General features: G+C 32.7%; 20 protein-coding genes. 9 read left to right on the top strand and 11 right to left on the bottom strand.

Annotated features, from left to right (window positions below; translation table 11 throughout):
• Positions 1-41 precede the first annotated feature (41 nt).
• From C1X07_RS12890 to C1X07_RS12870, 5 genes are all read left to right on the top strand, one after another.
• On the top strand, positions 42-851 hold the full coding sequence (locus tag C1X07_RS12890; protein WP_103070440.1) for a VanW family protein: 810 nt from the start codon (positions 42-44) through the stop codon (positions 849-851).
• Between the two features lie 185 nt (positions 852-1036).
• Complete coding sequence (locus tag C1X07_RS12885; RefSeq protein WP_103070439.1) at positions 1037-1660, top strand: transglycosylase domain-containing protein; 624 nt, start codon at positions 1037-1039, stop codon at positions 1658-1660.
• A 37-nt stretch (positions 1661-1697) separates the two neighbouring features.
• On the top strand, positions 1698-2492 hold the full coding sequence (locus tag C1X07_RS12880) for a helix-turn-helix domain-containing protein (RefSeq protein ID WP_103070438.1): 795 nt from the start codon (positions 1698-1700) through the stop codon (positions 2490-2492).
• 72 nt (positions 2493-2564) lie between these two features.
• Positions 2565-3923: a S41 family peptidase gene (locus C1X07_RS12875; protein WP_103070437.1), complete on the top strand. Its 1359-nt coding sequence runs from the start codon at positions 2565-2567 to the stop codon at positions 3921-3923.
• Between the two features lie 202 nt (positions 3924-4125).
• Complete coding sequence (locus tag C1X07_RS12870) at positions 4126-4830, top strand: hypothetical protein (protein ID WP_128755274.1); 705 nt, start codon at positions 4126-4128, stop codon at positions 4828-4830.
• Between the two features lie 331 nt (positions 4831-5161).
• On the opposite strand, the gene C1X07_RS12865 is transcribed toward C1X07_RS12870, so the two are convergent.
• From C1X07_RS12865 to C1X07_RS12850, 4 genes are all read right to left on the bottom strand, one after another.
• Positions 5162-6067 (bottom strand): sterol desaturase family protein, encoded by a 906-nt coding sequence (locus tag C1X07_RS12865; RefSeq protein WP_103070435.1) that lies wholly within the window; start codon positions 6065-6067, stop codon positions 5162-5164.
• A gap of 206 nt (positions 6068-6273) precedes the next feature.
• Complete coding sequence (locus C1X07_RS12860; protein WP_103070434.1) at positions 6274-7410, bottom strand: NAD(P)/FAD-dependent oxidoreductase; 1137 nt, start codon at positions 7408-7410, stop codon at positions 6274-6276.
• Entirely contained in the window at positions 7397-9451 is a 2055-nt protein-coding gene (locus tag C1X07_RS12855) for a LodA/GoxA family CTQ-dependent oxidase (protein WP_103070433.1), read from the bottom strand. The genes C1X07_RS12860 and C1X07_RS12855 overlap by 14 nt, the downstream gene beginning before the upstream one ends.
• Positions 9452-9832: 381 nt before the next feature.
• Complete coding sequence (locus C1X07_RS12850; RefSeq protein WP_103070432.1) at positions 9833-10537, bottom strand: DUF4386 domain-containing protein; 705 nt, start codon at positions 10535-10537, stop codon at positions 9833-9835.
• A gap of 362 nt (positions 10538-10899) precedes the next feature.
• Here C1X07_RS12850 and C1X07_RS12845 point away from each other — a divergent pair, with 362 nt between their 5' ends.
• Complete coding sequence (locus C1X07_RS12845) at positions 10900-12210, top strand: phosphatidylserine decarboxylase family protein (RefSeq protein ID WP_103070431.1); 1311 nt, start codon at positions 10900-10902, stop codon at positions 12208-12210.
• A gap of 27 nt (positions 12211-12237) precedes the next feature.
• On the opposite strand, the gene C1X07_RS25390 is transcribed toward C1X07_RS12845, so the two are convergent.
• Complete coding sequence (locus C1X07_RS25390) at positions 12238-12369, bottom strand: hypothetical protein (RefSeq protein WP_262494915.1); 132 nt, start codon at positions 12367-12369, stop codon at positions 12238-12240.
• A gap of 139 nt (positions 12370-12508) precedes the next feature.
• On the bottom strand, positions 12509-13060 hold the full coding sequence (locus C1X07_RS12840) for an RNA polymerase sigma factor (RefSeq protein ID WP_103070430.1): 552 nt from the start codon (positions 13058-13060) through the stop codon (positions 12509-12511).
• Positions 13061-13226: 166 nt separating this feature from the next.
• On the opposite strand from C1X07_RS12840, the gene C1X07_RS12835 reads away from it, so the two are divergent.
• From C1X07_RS12835 to C1X07_RS12825, 3 genes are all read left to right on the top strand, one after another.
• Positions 13227-14360, top strand: a complete 1134-nt coding sequence (locus tag C1X07_RS12835) for a FecR family protein (RefSeq protein ID WP_103070429.1) — start codon at positions 13227-13229, stop codon at positions 14358-14360.
• A 235-nt stretch (positions 14361-14595) separates the two neighbouring features.
• Entirely contained in the window at positions 14596-18033 is a 3438-nt protein-coding gene (locus C1X07_RS12830; protein ID WP_164914158.1) for a SusC/RagA family TonB-linked outer membrane protein, read from the top strand.
• Positions 18034-18223: 190 nt separating this feature from the next.
• A complete protein-coding gene (locus C1X07_RS12825; protein WP_206604240.1) occupies positions 18224-19759 on the top strand; it encodes a SusD/RagB family nutrient-binding outer membrane lipoprotein in 1536 nt (511 codons plus the stop codon).
• A 375-nt stretch (positions 19760-20134) separates the two neighbouring features.
• On the opposite strand, the gene C1X07_RS12820 is transcribed toward C1X07_RS12825, so the two are convergent.
• From C1X07_RS12820 to C1X07_RS12800, 5 genes are all read right to left on the bottom strand, one after another.
• Entirely contained in the window at positions 20135-21229 is a 1095-nt protein-coding gene (locus C1X07_RS12820; protein WP_164914156.1) for a C1 family peptidase, read from the bottom strand.
• Between the two features lie 150 nt (positions 21230-21379).
• Positions 21380-21985, bottom strand: coding sequence for an FMN-dependent NADH-azoreductase (locus tag C1X07_RS12815; RefSeq protein ID WP_103070425.1), 606 nt, complete (start codon positions 21983-21985; stop codon positions 21380-21382).
• A gap of 97 nt (positions 21986-22082) precedes the next feature.
• Positions 22083-22424, bottom strand: coding sequence for a VOC family protein (locus tag C1X07_RS12810; protein ID WP_103070424.1), 342 nt, complete (start codon positions 22422-22424; stop codon positions 22083-22085).
• A gap of 159 nt (positions 22425-22583) precedes the next feature.
• On the bottom strand, positions 22584-23306 hold the full coding sequence (locus C1X07_RS12805) for a hypothetical protein (protein ID WP_128755272.1): 723 nt from the start codon (positions 23304-23306) through the stop codon (positions 22584-22586).
• Between the two features lie 337 nt (positions 23307-23643).
• Positions 23644-25281 (bottom strand): ABC-F family ATP-binding cassette domain-containing protein, encoded by a 1638-nt coding sequence (locus C1X07_RS12800; protein WP_103070641.1) that lies wholly within the window; start codon positions 25279-25281, stop codon positions 23644-23646.
• Between the last annotated feature and the right edge of the window lie 21 nt (positions 25282-25302).

The raw sequence follows: 25302 nt of genomic DNA, 5'->3' as shown, positions 1-25302 counted from the left end.
ATTGTAGGATACATAAAGAATCAATACTTTAAAGAAATAGTTTGAACGAGATTAAAAAACCAATACAACGAGGTAAATTAAGACAGTTACTAGGGAAAGAGTACTTTATTCTTAAACGAAAGTGGCATTGGATTTTTACTAAAAAAAAGTATGCCAATAAAATCGCCAAAGCAGAATTTGAAAACTCAGTATTTACCCATAAATCATTAATATTAAGACCTCTTAAAGATGTCGAAATGTATCTTCAGGAAAACAAAAGAACAAATCTAAAAATTGCAATAAAACACCTCAATGAAATAGAAATTAAACCAAATGAGTATTTCTCACTATGGAAACTAGTAGGGCGACCCACAAAAAGAAAAGGATATCTAGAAGGTTTAGTACTAAAAAGTGGTAAAATTGATAAAGATATTGGAGGGGGGCTTTGCCAACTAGGAAACCTCCTTTTCTGGATTTTTGCTCATAGCCCTTTAACTATCACAGAAAGGTATCGACATGGTTTTGATGTTTTTCCCGATGTAAATAGAAAAGTACCTTTTGGAGCAGGAGCAACATTATCATATAATTATATTGATCTGCAAATAAAAAATGAAACTAATAATAGTTTTGTAATCAAATTGTGGTTAGATAAAACACATTTAAACGGAGAATTAGTATCAAAAAATAAAATTACAGAATCTTATAGCATAGAAGAACGTAATCATCAAATAAGACAACAATTCTGGGGAGGTTATTCTAGACATAATCAAATTTTTAAAATAACTAAAAAAGAAAGTCATGAGTCCGAAAAAATGATTGTAGAAAATCATGCGATTATGATGTACGAACCCTTTCTAGAAAACAAAAAATAAATAATTGTTTAAGCCTTATCAAGAAGGATATACCCCTTATCACATTTTAATAATATCCTTTGTATCGGTAACGTATTTGAAATATTTGCAACATATAGTAAATTTGATACTTGTTTTTAATCCGAAAAAAATATAGAGTTTATGATTACCGTATGTATTACTATTAGCATTTATAAAAATTTATTTTGAAAAAGTACCTAAAGACAATAAAAGTAGTACTCATACTAGGAATTCTATTCTTTGTTGGGTGCTATTTTTATGCTAAAAATTATTGGAAAAACTTTTCGTCTGAAGCTCAAATCTTAGCGCTTACAACAGAAATTCGAAATGCAAAAAAGCTTCCTGAAAAGTTTTATGAATTATATAAAATTGAAAACCCAAACACCTTAACTCATAGTTTAAATCGACTAATGGTAACCGCTATTTTTACGTCAGATTTTATAAAACCTCCAAGTTCTTCAGTTGCAATATTCTATGAGAATTCAAAGGAATTTAAAGGGGTGATTTATAGATACAAACTACGTGAAATATCTTTGAGTTGGGAAATTGAAAGTAAAGTCTCGCAAAAAGAATGCTTAAATTGGATTGCCGCAAAATATGACTTTATGAATGAGGCAATAGGTATAGAATCTGCTTCAAACTTATATTTTAAAAAGAATTTGCATAAATTAACAGAAAGAGAATTAGCTTGTTTAGTGATTATGATGAGAAATCCTTCTTTATATAATCCTTTTAGGAGAAAAGAGTTGGTCGATAAAAAAACAAATGAACTCTTAGCCAAATTAAAAGACAAGAATTCATCACAATAAATTAGTGTAAAGACTGAATTGAATATTAAGTAATATTATGACTTTTTTAAACCAAGGAGAATACACCGGAGAGATTATACAAAGCCATCATATAGACGATAGTATTATTACCAATACCATATATACAAAACGTAAAAGTAATCCTAATTGGCATTATCATGAGAACCTTCATATCTGTTTTGTATATGAAGGAGGAAAAGCACAAACAAAACATCAAACTACGTATAGTAAGAAAGATGGCAGTGTATTTTTTTATCATGCAGAAGAGTTACATCGTTGGATATCTCCTACCCCAACTTCTAGAAGCGCCAATATTGAAATAGGACGTTCTTTTCTCAAAAAATATAATTTTACAGAGCAAGACATAAAAAAAGCCATTGACACCAATGTAAATACTAAAGCCATAATCCTTAGGATCCAAAAGGAGTTACTTTGTTCTACGCATATAAACCATGTACATCTTCAATGTTTACTGCTAGAGCTTGTTTCGTGTCAAAAACAAAAAAAATATTTAAGCACCCCAAGATGGGTTGTTTTACTTCATGAACTGCTACATGAAAAATGGAATGAAGTTGTTTCATTAGAAGAAATCTCAAAATATGTAGGAGCTCACCCTGTTACAGTCTCAAAAAATTTCAGAAAATATTTTCATTGTACCTTAGGCGAATATCGTCGTAAATTAAAAGTAGAAAAAACCATTGATCTGATTAAGAATACTTCATTATCTCTTTCTGAAATTGCATTCCTTTGTGGGTTTACAGATCAAAGTCATTTTACTAGAAACTTCAAGAAACATACTGGTTTTTTACCAAGAGATTATAGAAAATTTTAAGAAACTGGCTAAATTCATTCTATTTTTTGACATATAACTTCTACTAATTTTACAGCTATAAAAAAGAATTTTATGAATATGTCCCTTATTATTAAAACAACTGTTTTTCACCCCATACTAATTATTTTATTTACTATTTTCTTAATATCTCCAGAAGTATCTGCACAGCAAAATACGATCAAGCCCGTAACACCTATAGAGTTAAAAACTATTATCGATTCTATTTCTGTAATTGTAGAACGCTATCACATTACCCCCAAAATAAGTAAGCAGATTGTAAATCATATACGTACTAAAGATAAAAATGGTCATTACCTTACCATAACCGACCCGCAAGTACTTAAAGATTCTCTAAGAGAAGACCTAAGAGCTATTAATGGTGATTTACACATGAATATGATCTACCGTTCCCCAAGAGAAGTTTCTACTGATACCACAGCTGCTATTCAAGTAAATCAAGCAGGTTTATGGACCAATTACGGTTTGAGCGAAATCAAAGTTCTGGAAGGTAATATAGGATATTTAAAAATCAAACACTTTACGCAACACCAATACCTAGAAGAGATTAAACCTATCATAACCAGCGCTATAGAGTCTTTAAAAAATACTGATGCTCTTTTAATAGACGTAAGAAATAATGGTGGTGGGTTCGAAGATATGGTTGCGTATTATTTAAGTTACTTTTTTGATAGCAAAGCACCAATTCACCTTTCTGATTATCGATGTACACTACACAACCACACTTATGGGATTTCTACAGATCCAAATGTATTAGGAACAAAACTTCCTGATACCAAATTATATGTACTGGTTAATGCAAATACAGGATCTGCAGCAGAATCTTTTGCCTATATGCTCAAACACTTAGGTAGAGCTACTGTTATTGGCGAAATAACTGCTGGTGCAGGTAATGGTGCATCCCAACATAAAATCAATGATCGTTTTAGTGTCATGGTATCTAGTGAAGAAACTATCAATGCCGTTACCAAAACAAGTTTTGAGAAAGTGGGTGTCATACCACATATCAAGACAACAAGTGTTCAAGCCTTTAATGAAGGTTATAAACTCGCTTTGCAATATGTCAAAGAAAACAATAAGCGAGGTGTAGATCCATCTAATTATGAGCATCTGATTTCTTTTATTACTACTTCAAAAAAAAATACCTTCATAAATACAGAAGATTATTTAAAGTACATAGGCAACTACAAAGGAAGAAATATACAAATCTCTATCACCTTAGAAGATGATATTTTATATGGCCAAATGCTATCCAAAAGAGGTAAAATGGAGCTAACTAGACTTGACGAACATATTTTTAAAGTAGGTGATATCAAAGAACGTATTGAATTTGTCCTAAATGAAAAAGGAGAAGTAATTCAATTAAAAGGAATAGATTCTCCAATGGAACTTATAAAAGTTAAAGCTGATTAATAAAAGCCCGAAACCCCTGACATCTCCCGTGAGAATATTCTCCATCAAAAAGGGACATAATCCCCTGATTTACAAAACTGTATTTACCTTAAGTTTGTGATATCAAAATATAAGCTAGCATTTTGATTGTAGTACTACCCCGCTCTTACCATTGTCATTAATGTATATTATAAAGTTTAACCAAAATACATTAAAACTACCCATGTCAAAAGAAAATTATGAAAGTAAGTTGGCTGTATTAGAAAATATACCTGCTGACGAAGTAAAAACTCCAAACATGCCAGTAGATTCTGCATTACAAGAAGCAGAAAACCTGTATATCTGGGCTAATAAAGATAAAGATACGCTAGGGCTTAATTCTGGTTTAGATTGGCAACAATTTGGTGAAGATTTGCCCGTACGTGCAGGGGCATTACGCCATACTCAATCATTATGGGTAAGCGAGCGCTTCAGTCTTGAAGAAGCTAACAAAGCCTGGAAAGAAAAATCTACTTTAGCATTCGAATTACGAGATGATTTATTAAATGATTTTAGGTATGCCTTTAGAAAACGTAATGATTTATTAGGTCGTGTGCGGGAGATCGCAGACGGTAGTAGCGATGCAGATATGATTCAGGATCTAAGTGACCTAAGTGTTCTAGGTAAAAACAATACCAATGAGTTAAGCGCAGTAAAATTCGATCTTGCCAAACTTGACATTGCTGCGCAACAATCTGATCAAATGGCTGAGTTACTAGCCAAATCCAATGGGGCGACCCAAGAGAACTCGCTAGCCAAACTGCTACGAGACAAAGCCTTTACTCATCTTAAAGAAGCAGTAGATGAGGTACGTGATGCTGGCAAATATGTGTTCAAAAAAAATCCTGAGCGGTTTAAAGGATATACCAGTCAATATCATAAGAGATAATTAACAGTTCTAATATCTCAGGTCCCATTATATCTCATCCCGGCAGTTATTTACCCTTTCCCGGGAGCCGGGATAAGATATAATGATCCCGGGATAACCACTACCCTTCCCTGAAGTCGTAAAAATTCCCCCGGGAAACCTCTACTACCCCCCGGGAAAGGGTAAACATACCCGGGAAAGCAAAATATTCTCTCAGGAAGTTAAAAAAAGTTCTACAGATACAATTTCTACTCAGAGGATAAGCAATATTGGTCATAGCCCATATTTTGAGTAGTACTAAGAAAAAATAAACCAATCATAGAAGATGACTTGCTTGAAAATATGAGAAACATTAAAGATTATGTTCTTTTATGGCTTCTTTTCTCAAATCTATTGCCAATTTTCCTGTATCAAGATGGTTCCATCCTGGCGGCTTGTATAGGTATTTAATCTTATCTATCCAGTTAGGAGCAGATTTCATATCACGATACAAATCAACCCACATTTTTAACTGTGTTGATGCTAGATTCTGGCTATCAACATCTCTATCCATAATTCCATATTCAGGTTTTTCTTGTGGGATTTGCTCTTGATAGGTTCCAAACAATTTATCCCAAAAAGAAAACATATTTGAATAATTAGTGTCTAGATATAAATGGTTTCTGGAATGGTGTACTCTATGCAAATGTGGAGTAATAAATACTTTATCCATCAAAGGAGTACGTTTAAAATATTTGTCATTAGCATGTGTAAACACTCCATATATCCTGGCAACCATGTCAACAACGTAGATTAACATAGGATGAAACCCAAAAATAGGTAACCAGATAATAATGTGTGGAGAGGAAATAAAATCAAAAAAAGACCCTCTGATTGAAACACTCATATTCATATCCTCTGGGGTATGATGAACTCCATGAATGCACCAAAAGAACCTTACATTGTGCCCCAGAAAATGAATAAACCACCATGATAAATCATAAACGACAAACCCTAAAACAAATACGTACCAGGTATTAGGTAATTCCCAAATACTGAGGTTTTCATATACCCAAAAAATAACTTTGAATTGTAGCACAAAAAAAATGGCAAAGTATGGAATCACTCCCAACAAATAGTTTGCTACGTTCATAACACTTTCTTTTTTTCTTTTTGCTAAGCCTTTAGAAAGTAAAAAAAGGAAGTCCAAAATAATAATAATAAAAAGAACCGGCATATAGGACATTTCAAGCCTACCGACCAATGACGTTAAATCCATAGTGATTTTGTTTGTATTAAAAATGGCGCGGCTCTCTTAAAGCAAAATTACAAATTTCAGTTAGTATCGCAGTAAAATCTCATCTTTTGTTTTGATGGGAAAACAGTATTTTTTTAGTGCTTTCACAACAGCTTTACGAAGTAATCTAAACCTTCTTTTTCTTAATATTTCTACTCCTCACTATAGGAGTTCGCTTTGTGAACAATTCATTCTAAAGCAAAATTGATTAACACTGAATCTCTATCCTTTTTTTTCAAAAATCTATTTTTCCAATACGGTTCGTCTTTCCATCTATTTTCTTCAGTATAATGACTGCTTAATTTTTCCATATAAGCTTGAAATGCCTTTTCTATTATAAAACGATAGGTTAGCATAGCATCTTTTTTGTTAGAGAGTTGACTCGCTAATGCATGCCCTGCATAAAACCCTGAAGCTAATGCCGATGTAATGCCATATGAAGAAATAGGGTCGTATGAAAATGCAGCGTCTCCAACCGCTATCCAATTATCTCCGTATGGAATATCCAAACGACTAGTTCCGCTGGGGATTACATTTATGTTTTCAAAATCAATTTTTGCTATTTTGGTGAGTTTTGAAATATGTAAGCTTGCCTCCATTTCTTTTCTTATAAAAGGTATTAACAATTTCTTTTCAGGAAGTAGTTCCTGCAGTGTAAAGAACATTATTGTTAGTTCATTGTTATGCTGTGGCGCCATATACCACCATCCATTTTTAGTAGCTTCAACATTTATTTGATGCTCAATTGGTTCAATTAAATTTGCTTTAAAACTGATGGCAAATTGTGTGTCCATATTTTTTTTAACCACTCCTAATTTATGACATACAGAAGCTTTCCTGCCAGTAGCATCAACTATATATGAGCTTCTTAGTATAGTATTATTATTTCCTTTTTGGATACTTGCTTCTATTCCTTTTTTTGTATTCAATATCTTTTTTAGCCTATACCCTTCTAATAAAATACCTGAGTTACTTTTTAAATGTTTACGAAGTTGCTTTTCAAAATATAATCGATCTAATAAATAACCATGCCCATAAATTCCATTAAGAAACTCTTTTTGTTCTAACAAATCACTCCCCCAACAACTTTTATTACCATAATAGGCTATATGCTTAGGGTTTTCAATTAAATGCATAATACCCATTTTTTTCAATAACGGTTTTGCATTTGGAGGTATCGCTTCACCAAACTTTCTTGTAGGTTGTTCCTGTGCTTCAATCACGCAATTTGAAATTCCTTTGGCTGTTAAAATCAAAGAGGTGGCAATCCCAGAAGGACCACCACCAATTATGATAACTTGATACTCTTTTTTATCGTTGGTCACGTCGCATTGTCTTTCGTTTTCTATTACTTTTTGGAGCTTCAGCACTAATTTCTGCTGCTTTTTCAGCGGCATGTTTTAAACTAGTAACCAGATATTTACTCCCTACTGTACTAACCTCATCCTTTTCTTCAACTTTTACCACACTATCTTTATCTCCTTCGGCATACAATACTTGGGCAAATGTCTGATCGACTTCTTCTTCTGCAAAATTTCTACCTTTTTCTACCCAAGAAACTTCTGGAAGATATCCTTCTATGTTATTCGAAATTGGTTTTTCTTGTTTTGTAATGATTCCCAAATGATTCCACTCTTCCACCATATTTTCAAGCCTTTTTAAATGATCATCTTCTATATCACGCAACCAATCTTGTCTGTAATCCAGATGTTTTAACCGCTGAGCAATATTTACATTACCCGCTTGCATTCTTAAGTATCCATCTTCACTAAATACTTGATTCGGTACTCTTGCTGCCCAAAAAGAGGGTAAAGGCAAATAAGTAGAAACTGTATAACCTGATAAACAACTAGCCTCGTCTGTCTGCCAAGGAACTCCCATCCATCTAGTTAAGGATCCTGGTCCATTCACAGCGCAAGGACCATCAGGTGCCAATGCTATTTCGGGAGTTAGTAAATCTCCAAAATCAAGTTGTATAGGTTCTCCTTCCGGAAGAATATTAAGACGGTATGGTTCTTCCCACATATTTTTAACACGCATGGTCCATGTTAATTCTATTCCCGGATGAAATGGACCTCCTAAGCAATCTTCAAGCGGTGCCTGGTTTAATGCATTGATCTGCTCGGCTGGAGAAAGTTTATCAAATGGCACAAATACTTTCTGTTCTCCAGTGGTGAACTTTCCCTCCATCCATAGTTTTAGTCGTTGGTATTGTGTTACTGTAACTGGTAAATCATCTAATGCTATTTTTTTATAATCACCAAAACCATCCCCGTAAAATGGAGGGACTTTTTCTGGGGTATATTCATCTGATTCTGGATTTCTAAACCATTCAAAAACACGTTTTCTTGCAGATTCTGAGCTAGTGTCTGGATTTTTAAGTATTTCAATAATCTTTGGGTTTGTAAAATCTGAAGGGGAGTTTTTTCCAAACAACATGTAAAAGCCTTCATTAACCCACTGAGTATTAGTCATACGTTCTAAAACAGGATAAATATCACGCCAAAACTCTACACCTTTTTCAGAAGGATTAGGATAGTTCATTTCTTCAATAAACAAATTCTGTACAACATCATTCATGGTTACTACGCCATATAATCCTTGTCCAAAATTTGGAGGCGTAACTGCAACCATGGCTGGTTTGGCTTCAAATTCTTTTCCATCAATTTTAACTGTTGCTCTGATAACACCATCACAGGTATCATCATGCCAACCATTGTTGTTAGCAAAGGTTGTTATAGGCATATTATCTGTAGATTCGGCTCCTCCATCTCCTGCAAAAAATAATAGCCTTCCTTCAGGATCTGTCTGTAAATGCCCTAAATCCACATTTTTCCCATAAAATTTACCATCATCAAAACTATAATTATCATCGTATTGGTACTCTTCTAATAATTGATTGTGTTCATCATTTTTGTTTGCAGGGACTATAGTAGGTGTATTGGTATTTATACCTGAAATAGTTTTTAAACTTGGTTTAATCGCCAATTGCTCTCTATACCCATTTACTACATTACTATTTCTTCGAATCGACGGAATGGCATATTTCTGACCCAAATCCAACGCATTGTTAAACTCGTACCAAGCGGCTTTTAGATTAGCAACTTCTACTCGCCACTCAATTGAATTTGTTTCATTGTGAGTCAACTCTTTGATCACTTCTCCTGCACTATTGAAGCCATATACTCTAAATCGAGCTACTTCTTTTTTAATACGTCCTTTACTATCCTTGTAACCTCCTTTTGGCACTTCGGATACTCCAGGTAAATCTGATGCTAAAAAATGTTCTGGAGAATTTCCAATACGCGATATTCCAATTGGTGGATATATAGCTACATAACTTATTTCATTTGTTTTCGTACTCATTTTATAATTATGTTTTAATTTTTTTAATGATTGAAAGAATTGTTTTTCTGATTCTTCATAAGAAATTGAAGTCCTTACTACATTCCAATTTTGTATTCATCAGCCTTTGATAGCTAATTGAAAAGGAGATATTCATACAGAAACATTTTTTTAAACTAAATGAGATTCCTGGGGATCCAACAAATCTGAGATTAAAAACAAGTCTTTGACATTCCTTAATATTGTTGTGGAGTAAATATAATTAAGGTTTTTATTCAAAAATATTGCATCCTATTACATCCTGATACTATACATCGATGTGAGAGGGTAAAAAATATCAAAAAAAAATAGCTTCAATGAAATGAAGCTATTCTAATGTTTTCTAAACATTCAATCCTTTAATCAAACAGCAACAGCAGTATTTTGTTTAACCTTTCTTACGCCCATAATAATCAGCCATAAACACATAGAGAATTCGGCAAGATCTGCAGGTATAGTAATGTTTTGCAAAAGTTCAGATTCTGTATTCGGGAGAAGAAAGTATATGATCACATCAATTTGATCAACTATACACCCCAGTATAAGTAAAACCCCAATAAACTTAGGAACAAGACCAGATTTCAATATCATATACCCTAGTGGAAACATATATAAGCCGTAAAATATCTGTGATATGTAATATCCATTATTGTGTAGTTTAAGAAAAAAAGTAGTTAGCCCGTTGGTTTGTTCAGAGGTAAACCCTCCTAAATAATCCGCTCCACTGGTTAATAAAAGAGGTGCAATCATAATAAGTGTCATTATACAAAGTATTCCTACCGAAATCATAATAGAGATTGTCATTAACCGTGTTAGGTTTTCACTAACTTTTCTGAAGATTTTTGACAAAATCAAGGGATAAAAGAAAAAAGCAACGATCATGACTAAATCACTAACAATACCTATCCTATATAATGATTGATTATTAACAATATTATTTGCTGTTGCTGCAGGATCTCCAGTCACAAAAATCTTCTGTCGAACAAAAAATTCTGCGAAGATACCAGCTCCAATAAGTATAAGAAAAATAAGCCCTGCAATTCTTGCTGTTTTTTTATCTGAATTCATGATTGAATGTTTTTATGTTTATAAATTCTCGACGAGCTATATTCTATTTTGTTACAATTGATTGCAATACCTCTCCACTATTTCAAGGCTAAAAAAGTTTAGTAAAATCTGTTAGTATTTACTACATAATAGAGCAGAACAATCTATGAATTGGTTATACATAAACTCTTGCCAAAATCCAGTAAAATAACCATCCAAACGATAAAAAATTAAATGAAATATACTGAAATAGTGTTTTGATCAACTTAGCCATATCTTTAAAATATTCACATTCTGCTTTAATTCTATGATGCAAATAGTAATGCAAACAAGATAAGCAGTAACATCAATACTCATAACTAAACTATAATAAATAAAATAAAATGGAAGCAACAACAAGTGAACCAGAAATTGCTGAATCAACAGCAAAAAAACAAGTCAATGATCTTTGGTTTAGAACAGCGTATACCGAAAAACATCGTATCCATGTAAACATTTGGCTCGAGACTATATTAAAAGAAATTGATGATAGTACAACAATATCATTTTCACCTTCTGTCCTAAAAATGCAAGAAGTTCTAGAAACAAATGGTGTCGCACGTATGTACGTTACACAAATGCTCGAACAATCAAAAGGAAAAACCAGAAGTGGTACATTTGGTAGAATTACATCAATAAAAAAATTACTAACAGTCATTAACCATATCATAAATAGAGCCCCAAAATTTAATCCTAACCCTAGGCTTACGGGTGCAGATACTTTTCCCTTATCTTCATTGTTTACAGAAATGATGGCAACCGAAGCTGGCGAAAGTGCTTTTAGAAATGAAGCTTTTAACGATACAATTACCGGAGTATTGCAAGAATGGTGTGATTATCTGGACTCAGAAAAATCAACATACGTACTTAATGAAGGAGAAAATGGATGGTTATCACCCCTGGGGCAAAAGTATACAGATCTCGACAATTTTGTTGTTCCTAATCGTAATGCTCCTCATTTTGGTTTTACTTCGTACAATTCTTTCTTTCATAGAGAAATAAAACCCGAATTACGACCGATTTCTGCTCCAGATGATAAAAAAGTAATTGTATCTCCTAATGATGGTAGTGTATTTCAAATCGCCAGCAACATACAAAAATCTACAGATTTTTGGGCTAAAGGACAAACCTATTCTCTTATTAATATTCTAAACAATAGTCCTTATGTAAATGATTTTATTGGTGGAGATATGGTACAAACATTTCTAAGTGGTAATGATTATCATCGATTTCACGCTCCGATTGATGGCACTATTCTTAAAACAGAAATTGTTCAGGGATTAACTTTTAGTCAACGTAACAGCGAAAAAGAACCAGGTGCAGGTACAGAATCTCTGGGATATGAAGCCTCGGTAAATACTCGTGGTTTAGTATACATACAAAGTGATGATGAAGTAATTGGCAAAGTCTGTGTTATCCCTATTGGTATAACTGAAATATCATCGGTAAGATTCGGTGAGCATATTACAGAAGGAGCCAAAGTTAAAAAAGGAGATGAATTAGGGCGGTTTAGCTATGGTGGGTCGACCCTTTGTTTATTATTTCAGCCTAATGCAATCAAAAATTTTGTAGTTCAACCTGTACAAAAAAATCAAGAAGATGAACAATCTCAATCTATGGTACTAGTAAACGCTCAAATAGCTACTGCAAGATAAAAATAGGCAGAATTAGAATTTAATACGTTAAAAAAAGCTTCCAAAAAGGGAAGCTTTTTTTAACGTATTAATACTTCTTTTCATTTCTAAAACTAGAACAGTAATTACTTCAGATCCGTTTTTAGGAAGATAAATGCCCTTTCCCTTTTCTCTACTCATGTTTCATCTCAAAAATTTATTTAATCTTTTATAATACAAAACAAGTATAAATTGCAAGTGTGACAATCCCATGTCAGTTGTATTGAAGTATACTTAATACGAATCCAATGGTTTGTAAAGTAATTTCTTGAAAATGACTCTAGATAAATATAAAAAACTTCTCGTTTTTAAAACTATTTCTAATTTTTTGAAAAGCTATTCTCATTTGAGATTCGACAGTTTTTACTGACACTCCCAACTTTTTTGCTATCTCCTTATATTTTACTCCATCTCTTTTGTTTAGCAATAAAATCTCTTTACATCTTGGAGGAAGCTCTTCTATAACGGCCAGTATCTTTTTCGTTTTTAAACCTCTTTCATTACTATCACTTTCATCCATATGATCCTTTAAAACACTTATTTTTAATTCATCCAGTGCTTTATTCCTAATTTGATCCTTACGGTATTGATCTACATAAAGTCTGTAACAAACAGTAAAAAGAAAATTCTTTATAGAAGACTCTTCTAATAGATCTTCTCGTTTATTCCATAAAACGATAAATGAATTCTGAACGATATCCTTGGCTTTATCTGTATCATAAGTCAAAGTAGTTACATAAGCCAATAATGGTTTATATAGTTTATTGAAAATTAATCTAAATGCATTTTCATCATTCTTCATAATTCTTATAACCAAATTATTATCATTCATGCCAAGAAATACAAAATTTTAACGTTTTTATGAGATATGAATTACAAATATGCAAAAAAAATAAAATAAATTCTTTTAAGGGTTTTTACAAGATTCTACGTTTAATCAATAACCGTTATATGCTTAATCAATAAATTATTGCATTAATTTTAAAAAACTTACCCCCTTGAAAAACTTAATTGAAAAATATTTCACCAGTACTATTAGTGCATCAGAGATGAATGATTTATCTGTATGGCTAAAGAAATATGAAAATCAAGAACTCTTTAAACAGTATATAAAGCAATATTATGATCTCAATTATGCAACTCAAGAAGTAAATATTGAAAATGAATACTCTGAATTAATGAAAACGATTAATAATCAGAAGCGTAATACTCGAAATTGGCTTAAATGGGCTGCTATTTTTATTGGTATAATTGGACTTAGTTGTCTGTATGTTTTGAACAATTCTAATGCACCAGTAGTTGAGAATAATATGATTACTTTAAAATTAGAAAATGGAGATATTAAAGTTATTCAGGAAGATGGAAGTGAAAAAATAATCAATAAAGAAGGAACCGTAGTAAGTGTACAACAGGGCAACAAATTAGACTATAAAAATACCTCAACTAACACTCAGGTAAAACAATTAGAATACAACGAACTGGCAATCCCTTATGGAAAAAAATTACAGCTTATCCTATCTGATGGCACTACCGTTCATTTAAACGCCGGAAGTACGCTAAAATACCCTGTTAAGTTCTTAAAAGGTAAAGAGCGAAAAGTTTTTTTGAGTGGTGAAGCTTATTTTGATATCGCCAAAGATATAGAACATCCTTTTATTGTAAATACTCAAAATATCAATGTTCGGGCTTTAGGAACAAAGTTTAATGTTAATTCTTATACAGAAGATAATGAGATAAATACTGTATTAGTAGAAGGATCTGTTGGAGTTTATCAAAAAGATGAACAATTTAACTCGAATACTTCTACCATATTGAAACCTGGTTACAAATTTACATGGGATAAATCCGGGAATAGTTTTGATGTAAATGAAGTTGATATTAATGAATATACAGCCTGGACCGAAGGAAAGTTACTATTTAAATCAAAATCGTTTTCTGAAATTATCAAAATACTAGAAAGAAACTATGATGTGGTTATTGTTAACAACTATGCAGCATTAAATGAGCAACGGTTTTTTGCAAAATTTGATATAGAAACTATAGAGCAAATACTGATATCTTTTCAAAATAGCGAAGATTTTTCTTATACAATTAAAGAAAATAAGATCACAATACATAAACCAATTTATTAATCAATACTACGCCTATGATATAAACATGAGACAAAAACTATTTCAAGAATAATAAAATGGTATTGTAAAAAAAATCGAGAAATATTGGAGTATTTCCCGATTCGACAATACGATTTAATCAATATGAATCATTTCGACGTGAATCATTTTTTATTAACCAAAATCATACAAAAATATGAAAAAAATCTTTATTCAAGGGCTACGTTTATGCACCCTTCCCAAATTGAATTTAAAAATGAAATTAACACTAATTCTAACCTTTATTTCTCTTTTTAAAATTCAAGCTGAATCATATTCTCAAAATACTAAAATCACCATCAATCTAGAATCCGTAAAAGTTTTAGAAGTATTAGAAACTATTGAATCATTAACCGAGTATAAGTTTTTGGTTAATGAAAGTATTATAGATCAAAACCGTTTGGTTTCTATTAAAGTTAAAAACAAAAGGATATATAAAATACTAGATGAATTGTTTGTTGAACGAGGTATAACTTATAAAGTTGTAGATAGACAAATAATTTTAATAAAAAGCAAAATACAGCAAAAAGCTCCTAATAATTTATCTCCTAATCAAATTGGACCTCTCAAACCCGAACAAGAACAAGAGATTAATGGTACTGTAAAGGATAAAAGCGGATTGCCTTTGACTGGTGTGAATGTGATTATATCAGGCACAACCAGAGGTGTACAGACAGATTTCGATGGAAAATACTCCATAACGGCTTCTACAGGGGATGTGTTAAGTTTTTCATTTTTAGGAATGAAAACAACTACGGTAACTGTAGGTAATACTTTAACTATTGATATAATAATGGAAGAAGATACTGCTAGTTTAGAAGAAGTAGTCGTAACGGCACTAGGAATTAAAAAAGAAGCAAAAAAACTAGGGTATTCTATACAAACTGTTCAGGGAGATGATTTAACAAAAGTAAGAAGTGTTAATGTGGCAAGTACTCTTTCTGGTCGAGTAACAGGTGTTCAAATTAATCAAAATGGTACTGGTGTTGGAGGATCTTCTGCCGTTACAGTAAGAGGGATAACTTCATTGGTTCCCGGGCAAAACTCTGCACTAATTGTAGTCGATGGTGTTATCCTAGATGGAGGTAGCTTAGGTCAAGGGAATTTTAGTGAAGGTCTGGATTATGGTAACGCACTATCTGATATTAATCCAGATGATATTCAAAGTATTAATGTATTAAAAGGAGGAAATGCCACTGCTCTATATGGATATAGAGGCTCTGCAGGGGTCATCGTAATCACTACCAAAAGTGGTAAATCTGGAAAAGTTAAAGTAGATATATCTTCTTCGGTTACTTTTGACAATGTACTGGTAACACCAAAATTACAAAATAGCTATGGTCAAGGGCGTTATGATGTAGCTACGGGTGAGTTGATTTATGATATTACGAGAGCCGGTAGTTGGGGACCAGCACTAGATAATAGCCAACAGCTACGATTTGATGGTGTAGGAACCGCTCCATATAGTGCTAACCCAGATGATTTTAAAGATTTTTATCGCACAGGGGCTACAGTAATAAACTCTGTAGGTTTATCCGGAGGATCTGATATTATAAATTATAGATTATCCTATTCTAATTTATTTAATCAACCAATTCTACCCGGTAGTGACTTCAAACGCCAGTCTTTATCATTAAATACCAACACGAATGTTACCGATAAATTAAAAGTACAAGCCAAAATTAGTTATATAAAAAACACAGCAGTTAACAGATCTGATATAACAGATGGACAAGCAAATACCGTAAGAGCCTTGATATTAAAATCCCGAAGTATTTCTAATGCAGACCTCGCTGCCAATTATGTTAATGAAGATGGTAGTCCTAACAACTTTGGAGGGTCCTCATTTACTATGAATCCATATTATGCTGTTAATACAAAGCTAAATGAAGATACCAAAAACAGATATACTGGATTAATAAGTGCAACTTATAAACTTACAGAAGACTTATCAGCTACTGCGAGATACTCCCAAGATCAGAGTAATTATGATGCCTCAATTTTTAAACCCAGAGGAGCCTTTGATAATGCACCTACAGGTCAATTAAGAGAAATCACACAACAAACTACTACTTCTAACTATGATTTGTTATTATCTTATACTAATTATTTGACTGAGAGAATATCGGTAAATTCTACTCTCGGTTATAGTGGTTTTGAGAATAAATTAAAATCAACTACTGTACAGGCCGACAATTTACTAGATCCTTCACTTATTTCTGTAAACAATTTTGGAACCAAAGGAGCTAGTACACTATTTAGTAATTTTAAATCACAATCTCTATTTGGTTCAGTTCAGTTTGGGTTTAATGATTACGCTTTTATTGAGGTGACTGGAAGAAATGATTGGAGCTCCACATTACCTGTCGATAACTTTTCTTTTTTCTATCCTTCGGTAGGATCAAGTTTTTTGTTAAATGAAATTTTCAAAATCGACAATAAGAATATAAACTTGTTAAAATTAAGGGCGAGTTGGGCAAAAACAGGAAATGCAACGCAACCATATAGATTAAGACCTGTCTATAATGTATCTTCTGCTGCCTATAATGGTCTTTCTATATTCTATTTTGGTGATCCTACTTTGGGTCAAGGTGCTGCCGAAGAAGGAGCAGCCCCAGGAACAATAATTCCTAATGCCGACCTAAAAGCTGAATTATCATCTGAATATGAATTCGGTTTAGACGCCAAATTTTTTAATAATAGATTAGGATTAGATCTTACTTATTATGATAAAGAGACAAAAAATCAGATTTTGGCTATCTCATTACCCTCAACAACAGGGGCCCAAAGCAAAATAATTAATGCAGGATTAGTCTCTAACAAGGGGGTAGAAATTGCATTAACTGGAACTCCCATAAAAACAAAAAACTTTGAATGGAACACTGCTTTCAATTTTAGTAAAAACGAGAATAGAATAGAAAAATTAGTAGAAGAATTACCTACCACTATTATAGCGAGGCAATTTAATGATGTTATACGGTTGGTAGCTACAGAAGGTAATATATATGGTGACCTGGTGGGACCATCATTTATGCGTGATGAGCAAGGTCGTTTAGTTTATGATATCGATGGTCTTCCTGTAGTTGGAGAAAACAAGGTGATTGGTAATGTGACTCCTGATTTCTTATTAGGAATTAATAATTCATTCTCATACAAAAATCTAGACTTAAGCTTTTTGATCGATATTAAATCTGGTGGAGATGTTTTTTCTTTTACAGATAGAGTAGCAAGTACGAATGGTAATGATATTAGAACCTTAGAAGGAAGAGATTTTTATACTGGAGGCAATGGTGTTTTTGTACCAAATGATGCTGTAGTACAGGGTACATTAGACCCAGATGTAGCTTCTAGAGGTGTAGATCCTGCGACCTTGTATCAAAGGTTAGGTAATATATCCGAAAATTGGGTAGTAGATGGAAGTTATGTTAAGTTAAGACAAGTATCTTTAACCTATAACTTCCCCCAAAACCTATTGAGTAAACTATCAATCTCTAATGCATCCATCAGCTATATAGGTAGAAATTTGGCTATCCTGCATAAGAATACAGATAATTTTGACCCAGAAGTTGGGTTTAACACTGCGATACAAGGAATTGAAATTTATGATTTTCCTTCGACATCTAGTCATGGTATAAAATTAAACTTATCATTTTAATATAAAATAACTGGTTTACCCTAGTACCCCTTGAATTGCTAATTTTTAAGGCTAAGATAAATTTAGGATTCGAAAGAATTCTTTGTAGCGGTAATACTTACTAAGATACATAGATGTATTCGCTACTTACATGGGAAACCTACTAAATATAATATCAAGTATTATGAAAAAAAATAATAATAAAAGCTATATGAACATTAAGATACAGTTGTTAAGCATTCTGTTAATGTTTGGTTGCTTACTCTCATCCTGTACTGATGATTTTGAAGAGATTAACAAGAACCCTAATTTACCCGAAGTAAGTGGAGCAGATAACTTACTGGGCGGAGTGCAATATTTTACATTTGCAGAACCCAGGTTTGTAACCTGGAGAGGTAACTTACTTTATGCTTCTCAGTTCTCTAACCAATTTTCGACAAGTGTAGTTGGAAGCTGGTGGGCTGGCTCAGACATATACGATAATGATCAAGGTTGGACGGATGCTGTATTTGACAAATCTTATACAAAAAGCAGCTTGAATTTGCGCAATTTGTTAATCACATATCAAGAATTAGATGATACCAATGGGCAAGCAATGACCAAAATAATGATGTCTCTTTTTTATCAAAAAATGACCGATGTTTTTGGAAACGTTCCATATTCTGAAATTATACTACCTCAAATAGAGGTTGCTCCTCCTAAATATGATAGTCAAAAAGAAATCTATAGAAGTATTTTAGAAGATTTAAAAGATCAAATTGCCATAATTGGAAATTCGACAACAACAATTAGTGGTAATGCAGGAGATTTTATTTATGATGGAGATCCCCAAAAATGGAAAGTCTTAGCAAATACGTTAAGATTGCGTATGGCATTAAGAAGTAGAGATGCGTTTAATGCAGATGGCGAAAACTCCTTTATAGATGGTGTAATAGAAGAATGCTTATCAAACCCATTAATCGATGATACTAATAGTGCTGGGTTATTGCGATCTCGTACCTCATTACTTAATGCAAATTTAGATGGTGGTTTTGAAGATGTGTATTGGGGTTTTGGAACCGGTGATGGTGGGAATGGTGCTACTGGATCCAAATGGATTTTGACTGATAGGCTAGTTAACCTAATGAAAGATAATAATGATCCCAGGTTATCCGAAATTGCCACAGAAGCAGAAAATGGCGGATATACAGGTGGGGCACCAAATGTAAGAGTTTCTCCTGATTGGGATGATATGTCCAAACCTTCTGAAAAAATAGTAGGTACGGCTACTGATGAAATAGCAAATCAGATACCCGTTATGATATTAACCGCTGCCGAGTCTTACTTTTTACAGGCAGAAGCTGCACTATTAGGATATGGAGGAGATGCAAATGGTCTATATCAAAACGGAATACTTTCGAGCATCAATTACTGGGGAGCCGACTCTGGTACCTTTATTACTGATGAGCCAATTGCTACACTAAGTGGAACCATTAATGATCAACTTAATCAAATCTGGAATCAAAGATGGCTGGCATCATTAACAAATGGATACGAAAGCTGGGCATTGGTACGAAGAACAGATCTAATACCACCTATAACGGATAATGTTAATTATTGGGTTAGCCAACCAAATAATGGTAATGTGCCTAAAAGGTTACAATATTCTAGTACAGAGTTAACATCTAATAAAGTTAATGTGGATAATGCAATAAATGAGCAAGGTCCAGATGTTATGTCTACTGCTCTGTGGTGGGATATTGAGTAAAGGGCACTTTACACTATTACAAATAGGTTCAAAAAGATTATCTAAAACCTTTTTAAACCTACTAATTCATGAGTTTAGTAATACCCGAAGTATGCGAATTTATCTAGGGTACTAATAAAACATGAATCAATGCCAGATCAAGTTTTAAGAATGGTTGTTTTTTTGTTGTTTCAAAAAGAAAAGTGTTTTTTTTAACCATTGTTATTTTAGACGTTGTCTATCTAGTTATAAGAACGAGATGGTTCTTATAACTAGATAGACAACACACTTGATTTGGCATGCTACTATAATTAAATTTGGTCATGCTTTAATACAATAAGACTAGGTGTACTTATTGTTGTTTGTTCATAGAAATTTTAAAGAAGAGGTTGGTGCCTAAATTTTATTGCGAATTCCTATTGGTAGAGCCTCAATATGCATAGTTAAACTCATTGCCTTCGATTTTACATAATCCTGAGAAATTAACAAAAAACCATCTAGTGGACCTATCTCACCCCATGAGTTTTTAGTAAGATAATACCTTCTTTTATCCTTTTCTACAATACCAACAATATGCATAATGTGGTCAACACGAGTTTTTCCATTTTCGAATAAATTCTGCCTAATATTTTGGTCGACAAATTGATGATTCGATTCTACCACTCCCGTACCTAGGACTGCTCGTTTAAAACTATTCTCAGAAACGTCGATATTTAAAGCCACAGTATACCCGTTCAGCAGTGCCGCATCTAATGCATCAATATATTCTTTAATAGGTAAATTCATGTAATTACTATAAGACCAATTAAACCTTGTCTCTAGACTAAAAGGCTTATAGTAGTCATGATGGTTAAACGAAGTGATTTGGATATAGTCATCTACATTAATCTCTAAAAAATCTCTAAAACTTATAGGATTGTATAACTGTTGGTCATACTTAAAATCAAAAGGTTTTTTTCCCAAATCAGCATTCAAAATAGAATCCAATTTAGTTTCCCAATTGGTAGATATTAAACCATTATCGTCCCATTTTAGAACCTTATAGAAATCGGTAATTGAAGTGTCTATAACAGAAGAATTAAATACGCCATCCTCTTGAGGGCCGGAGAATACTTTTTCTGGCACTATGCCTTTATGCCTTATTACCCATAATACATCCTGTGTTTGCCCTCCCGGAGAAATAAATGTATTCCCTTGAGTTCTAATATAGTTTCTTATTTTTTCTGGATAAATGTTTCTTACAATATACCATTCGGATAAATCAACATCAAGATTGCGAGTTCTTTTGATTTCTGATTCAATAAAAGATATAGATGCAAAACTCCAACAAGTTCCCGAATTACCTTGATTCTTGATTGCACTACAACTGTTTTGCACTACAATTTGATAATTGTTTTTCTCTTGGCAATATCCTAAATAGGAACACAAATAAAATATAGAACTAATTACTAAAAGTAACTTGACTTGAGGAATCTTGATATGTATTATCATTTTTTTTACATGATTAACGTTTACTATAAAACAAAGGATATACATGCCAAATATGCCATGTATATCCTTATACAAATTTAAATCATTAATAATAAAATTTTGCTTTTATGCGCCCTAAATCAACAAACGATTATGTTAAACCATGAAGTATTAATACCATCGTTTGATTACTTCATGAATTTCATGTTTTGCCTTTGAAATAATTGAATCCACTTTATTCGGGTATTGGTCTATTCCAAAAGCAGAGATTTGCTCAGAAGGGATTCCTATGTATTCAAAGTTTCTTTTAATAGCTGGAGAAAAGTATTCTTTAGCCTCTTCTTCTGAATAATCTCCTCCTGCTACAGCCAAAATCAGAGCTTTTTTTCCTTTACATAACCCTTGCGAGATTCCATCTTCACTTATTGAGAATGTCTTATTTATAACCACAATATTATCAACCCATGCTTTAACAGTAGCGGGTAGAGAAAAATTGTACATTGGAGATGCCAACACAATATGATCTGTATCCAGAACCTGCTGTACTAACATAAAATGATTTGAAAGCCTTTCTTTTTCCTCTTCGGTATACTTAGGTTCTTCTCCATACAATATTAGGTTTAGGTTATCGCTTAATAGTAAATCAGGTGGAGAGGTCACCAAATCTAAAAATGAAATCTCTGTTTTATTTTGAGAAAGTGTTATAAACTCATCTACTAACTGTTTTGTATAAGAACCTTTTCTTGGTGCGTAGCTTACGACTAATGTTTTTGTCATTATTGTATTTTATTATTTATCCATACTAATTAGGTGCATTTATATAATTTTTAAAAACCATATTATTATCAAGTCATCATTGATATATGAATCATATCTATTTATCAGACCATATTGACATTTGGTTTCCACTTGGGTCTAGAAACTCAAACCTTCTCCCTCCCGGAAAAGAAAATATATCTTTAGATATTTTCCCTCCATTTTTTATTACATTTCCTAAAGCTAATGATAAGTCTTCATGATATAGAACCACCAAAGTTCCTCCAGTGCTGATTTCTTTAACTTTAGCAAACCCTCCTGAAATCCCTGCATCATGAAAATCAACATATTGATCACCATAATCTGTAAAGGTCCAACCAAAAGTGTTTCCATAAAACTTTTTGATTTCTTTTAAATCTAAAGCCTGAAGCTCTATAAAGTTGATTTTATTATTTTCCATTTTTAATTTTATTGATTTAAGAATAAAGATAAAATGGTGGGTTGACAACCCTATGTCAACAGTAATTTTGGTATACCCCTTATTAGTATTGAAAACAAAAGTTCGGGAATAAAATCGATAAAGGAGTTCTTTCTTATCCTTTTGAAAAGAAGTATATCTCTAACCTTTCTTTTTAATAGAAGGTATAGAAGGTGCTGAAACCGGACTAGGATAAAATCCCGGGTAAAAACTATCCAATACTTTTATAGTATATGTTTTTAGGTTTATTTTTAAGTGATATTGCTTCACAACTTCTGAACAACTAGGGTCGATGAAATCACTATCCATTCTTCTAATAGTCATTTCAAATGTATTTTCACCTTCATTACTCGAATTGATTACAATCAAATAATTTTTAAGTAGTTCTGGTATCCCTCTGGAAGCAAAATATTTGAGATCTTCTAATTCACTAACAACCAGGACATCATTTATTCTCTTTATAATAGTATCATGGTTTTTTAAAAACTTACCATTAACATAAGAATCCTGCATCCCGTAAAGGTTCATTTCTAGGTTTTCTACCTTTATTCTACGCCCCACTTCAAATTCTATACCTCCTTCTGGTGTCCTAACAACTTTAGGGTCTTCCCATCTTATACTAATTGTTTCAATTCCCCAATTAAATTGATCTTGTTTATAAACTCCAGGGTTTATAAAAAATGTAATCTCGTTCTCAGAATAATAATTTTTATCATTCTGAATTTTATTTTTGAGATGAACTCGTGTTATTAGATCAATCGGAAATCCATTATTCTCTATTTTGTTAGCTACTCTTGTAATAAGTTTTTGTTCTAGATCAGAAAATTCGGAAATAGCAGGCGCTAGCCCTCTTATAATATTCATATCAGTAATGTATTGATATTTTTTCCCACTAAAAAAAAGTACAAGAATAAAAAACAGCATAGTAAACCTACTTAGGTGATTCGCAAAAATCCTCATATCCTTTATGTTAGCTTTATATTCTAAAAACATCGTGTATTCTTTATACCCGATTTATTACCACCTACATTCCATTTTATAATTTGATAAAATGCAAAATTAGGTACATAACAAAAAAAAGAATAATATACTTGTTATCTCACCCTGTTTCCAGTGAAACCAGATTCATAACATGACTTGAGCTCTGTATTCTATCTCAAAAAAGTGTCTCTATTGCCTAACTTATTCCAATTAACACATTTTAAGACTTAAGATCTATCTCTTTAAGGTTTTCAATTTTATTTCTGGAAAGAAAATCATCAATGGTTTCAAAATGTTCGATCACTCTTTTATCTTTAAATTCAAATACTTTTTGAGATAATCCCTGTAAAAAATCACGATCGTGAGAAACCAGAATTAGGGTTCCATCAAAATTTAATAATGCTTCTTTTAATACATCCTTTGATCTTAAATCTAAATGATTCGTAGGCTCATCCAGGATCAAAAGGTTAACAGGTTCTAACAGTAGCTTTACCATTGCTAATCGTGTTCGTTCTCCTCCTGAGAGGACACTCACTTTTTTATCAATATCATCACCACCAAACATAAACTGCCCTAGAATATTTTTGATCTGGGTTCTCACCTCTCCTTCTGCCACCTCATCTACCGTCTGAAATACAGTAAGGTTTTGGTCTAGTAATGCTGCTTGGTTTTGTGCAAAATATCCAACTTTTACATTATGTCCCAGATCACAAGCCCCTTCATAATCAATCTCTCCCATAATTGCTTTAATCATGGTTGATTTTCCCTCACCATTACGACCTACAAAAGATACTTTCTCTCCCCGAGCTATGGATAAATTAGCATTTCTAAACACCACATGATCGTCATAGCTCTTTGACAAATCTTTGGCTATCACAGGATAATCTCCAGATCTTACCGATGCAGGAAACCTAAGTTTCAAAGAGGAAGTATCTATCTCATCAATCTCTATAATCTCTAATTTTTCTAACATACGCTCTCGCGAGTTAACCTGGTTGGTTTTGGAGTACGTACCTTTAAATCGTTCTATAAATGTTTTGGTATCTGCTATAAATTTTTGTTGTTCCTGATATGCTTTTATTTGATTAGCTCTTCTTTCCTCTCTCAATTGCAGGTAATGAGAATAATGTGCTTTATAATCATAAATCCTTCCCATAGTCACCTCTATGGTTCTGTTTGTAATTGTATCTATAAAGGTTTTATCATGGGATATAACGATAACTGCCTTAGCTTTATTAACTAAAAAATCCTCTAACCATATAACAGATTCTATATCTACATGGTTTGTGGGCTCATCTAATAAAATCAAATCGGGTTTTTGCAGCAATATTTTTGCCAATTCTATACGCATTCTCCACCCACCACTAAATTCACTAGTCGGTCGTGTGAAATCTTCTCTCTTAAACCCAAGCCCTTTTAATGCTTTCTCTACTTCGGCATCATAATTCACTTCTTCTATAGCATAAAACTTCTCTCCCAGATCTGTTACTTTTTCGATTATTGCCATATACTCACTGGATTCATAATCTGTGCGAGTTTCTAGTTCTTTGTTTAATTGATCCATTTCCTCTTTCATCCCCAAGACTGCTCCAAAAGCTTTTAAAGTTTCTTCAAATACAGTACAATTATCATCTGTTAACAGATGTTGGGGTAAATATGCTATTACGGCTTCTTTTGGACGTCTAATATGACCTCGATTTGCTTTTTGTACTCCTGCAATAATCTTCATCATTGTAGATTTCCCCGCACCATTTTTGCCCATTAGAGCAATTTTGTCATTTTCATTAATAACAAATGAAACATTACTAAACAATGTTTCTCCACTAAACTCTACTGCAATACCATCTACAGAAATCATATCTTCAAATTTTAAGAATGC

This window comes from Aquimarina sediminis (genome assembly GCF_002895435.1).
Classification (GTDB): domain Bacteria; phylum Bacteroidota; class Bacteroidia; order Flavobacteriales; family Flavobacteriaceae; genus Aquimarina; species Aquimarina sediminis.
The sequence above is the reverse complement of the archived record's forward strand: the minus strand, read 5'-3'. Positions and strand labels throughout refer to the sequence as shown.

Bases quoted from the DNA above. Each gene is read 5' to 3' on its own strand.
- C1X07_RS12820 (WP_164914156.1), bottom strand. From the start codon at position 21,229: ATGATAATACATATCAAGATTCCTCAAGTCAAGTTACTTTTAGTAATT.
- C1X07_RS12850 (WP_103070432.1), bottom strand. From the start codon at position 10,537: ATGAATTCAGATAAAAAAACAGCAAGAATTGCAGGGCTTATTTTTCTT.
- C1X07_RS12880 (WP_103070438.1), top strand. From the start codon at position 1,698: ATGACTTTTTTAAACCAAGGAGAATACACCGGAGAGATTATACAAAGC.
- C1X07_RS12870 (WP_128755274.1), top strand. From the start codon at position 4,126: ATGTCAAAAGAAAATTATGAAAGTAAGTTGGCTGTATTAGAAAATATA.
- C1X07_RS12840 (WP_103070430.1), bottom strand. From the start codon at position 13,060: ATGAATGATAATAATTTGGTTATAAGAATTATGAAGAATGATGAAAAT.
- C1X07_RS12830 (WP_164914158.1), top strand. From the start codon at position 14,596: ATGAAATTAACACTAATTCTAACCTTTATTTCTCTTTTTAAAATTCAA.
- C1X07_RS25390 (WP_262494915.1), bottom strand. From the start codon at position 12,369: ATGAGTAGAGAAAAGGGAAAGGGCATTTATCTTCCTAAAAACGGATCT.
- C1X07_RS12815 (WP_103070425.1), bottom strand. From the start codon at position 21,985: ATGACAAAAACATTAGTCGTAAGCTACGCACCAAGAAAAGGTTCTTAT.
- C1X07_RS12875 (WP_103070437.1), top strand. From the start codon at position 2,565: ATGAATATGTCCCTTATTATTAAAACAACTGTTTTTCACCCCATACTA.
- C1X07_RS12865 (WP_103070435.1), bottom strand. From the start codon at position 6,067: ATGGATTTAACGTCATTGGTCGGTAGGCTTGAAATGTCCTATATGCCG.
- C1X07_RS12825 (WP_206604240.1), top strand. From the start codon at position 18,224: ATGAACATTAAGATACAGTTGTTAAGCATTCTGTTAATGTTTGGTTGC.
- C1X07_RS12810 (WP_103070424.1), bottom strand. From the start codon at position 22,424: ATGGAAAATAATAAAATCAACTTTATAGAGCTTCAGGCTTTAGATTTA.
- C1X07_RS12800 (WP_103070641.1), bottom strand. From the start codon at position 25,281: ATGATTTCTGTAGATGGTATTGCAGTAGAGTTTAGTGGAGAAACATTG.
- C1X07_RS12855 (WP_103070433.1), bottom strand. From the start codon at position 9,451: ATGAGTACGAAAACAAATGAAATAAGTTATGTAGCTATATATCCACCA.
- C1X07_RS12805 (WP_128755272.1), bottom strand. From the start codon at position 23,306: ATGAATATTATAAGAGGGCTAGCGCCTGCTATTTCCGAATTTTCTGAT.
- C1X07_RS12845 (WP_103070431.1), top strand. From the start codon at position 10,900: ATGGAAGCAACAACAAGTGAACCAGAAATTGCTGAATCAACAGCAAAA.